The sequence below is a fragment of the Peribacillus sp. P4_C12 genome, assembly GCF_056402095.1.
The window spans coordinates 1-1,775 of record NZ_JBFUIB010000653.1; the positions used below are offsets into that span (position 1 = coordinate 1).

Sequence of the window (1,775 nt, forward strand, 5' to 3'; positions counted from 1 at the left end):
GGCGTATTCGGTAACAAACCGTATGTCATGATTTGTGTGCCTTCTGGAATTACAGCAGTTGAACAGCGTGCAGTTATCGATGCAGCTAGACAAGCTGGAGCTCGTGATGCCTATCCAATTGAAGAACCATTTGCAGCAGCTATCGGAGCTGATCTTCCTGTTTGGGAACCTACAGGCAGCATGGTCGTTGATATTGGCGGGGGAACAACGGAAGTAGCGATTATTTCCCTTGGTGGAATTGTAACAAGCCAATCAATTCGCATTGCTGGTGACGAGATGGATGATGCCATTATCGTTTACATTCGTAAGAACTACAATCTAATGATCGGTGAACGTACTTCTGAAGCGATTAAGATGGAAATTGGTTCTGCAGGTGACACGGAAGGTATTGAAAATATGGAAATTCGCGGCCGTGACCTTTTGACTGGATTACCAAAAACGATCGAAATTACAGCTGAGGAAATCTCTAAAGCATTAAGTGATACAGTTTCTGCGATTGTAGATTCAGTGAAAAACACTTTAGAAAAAACACCACCTGAACTTGCAGCTGACATTATGGACAGAGGTATTGTACTAACAGGCGGCGGTGCTTTGCTGCGCAATTTGGATAAAGTCATCAGTGAAGAAACGCAAATGCCAGTAATCATTGCTGAAAATCCGCTTGATTGTGTTGCAATCGGAACTGGTAAAGCATTGGACCACATTCATTTGTTCAAGACTAAATCAAGAGATTCAAGATAAGCATTACAAGCATTACTTCTCAAATAGGGCCGGCTCAACAAAAGGTTGCAATTTTGAGCCGGCTTTGCTTTTTCTTTAAGCTGTCTATAAACATTTGATGGCTAGCTGTTATTAATGTGTTAATCATTACAATTGAGTAAATTAAAAATAGAGGTGCAATCATCATGCCACAGTTTTTTAATAAAAAACTCCTTCTCTTGCTCGTTAGCATTATCGTTCTCGTGGCATTGATCGGTTTTTCATTAAGAGAGAGAGAAGAGTTAACTTGGCCCGAGAAATTCTTAAAGGATACAACAGGCTGGGTCGGAAATGTGTTTAATAAGCCTGTATCGGGTATAACGGGGTTTGTAGGGGACTTAAAAGAACTTCAACATACATACGATGAAAACAAAAAGTTGAAAGCCCGTTTGGATGAATATGTTTTATTGAAAACCCAGGTGCAAGATTTAAAAGAGGAAAATGAAGAACTTCGTGATAACCTCGGTAAGGAAGACGATCTGCGGAAGTATTCGCCAATTCAGGCGACGGTTATAGGGCGTAATCCTGAACGCTGGCATGAAATGCTTACGATTAATAAAGGAAAGCGTAATGGAGTAGAAAAAAATATGGCTGTCATTACATCCACTGGTTTAGTTGGTAAGGTAAAAGTAGCCACTGATTTCACTGCTTCTGTTCAACTTTTAAGCTCAATCGACAAAGCTAACCGCGTCTCTGCAATCATTCAAGGCAAAGATAAAGCATTTGGTTTGATTGAAGGGTTCGATGATGAAAAGAATCTTTTATTAATGAAACGGATTCCTTATGATAAAAAAATCAAGAAAAATTCATTGGTCATTACTTCTGGTTATGGAGGGATCTTCCCGAAAGGTCTGCCAATCGGAAAAGTGGTCGATGTTAAAGTGGATCAATATGGATTGAACCAAACCGCTTATATTGAACCATCGACGGATTTTTATGATATTAATAATGTAATGGTCGTCAAACGTGAAGTTGGCGGCGTAGAAGATGAGATGGATGGGGAGGATGAAGTTAAG

At 40.0% G+C, this 1,775-nt stretch carries 2 protein-coding genes; both read left to right on the forward strand.

Features of this window, described 5'->3' with window-relative positions; all coding sequences use genetic code 11:
- On the forward strand, positions 1-741 hold a 741-nt coding region (locus tag AC1DUW_RS27655), incomplete at its 5' end, for a rod shape-determining protein (RefSeq protein ID WP_477644030.1).
- Positions 742-905: 164 nt separating this feature from the next.
- Positions 906-1,775, forward strand: an 870-nt coding sequence (gene mreC, locus AC1DUW_RS27660; protein ID WP_053347161.1) for a rod shape-determining protein MreC, incomplete at its 3' end; no start/stop codon positions are given.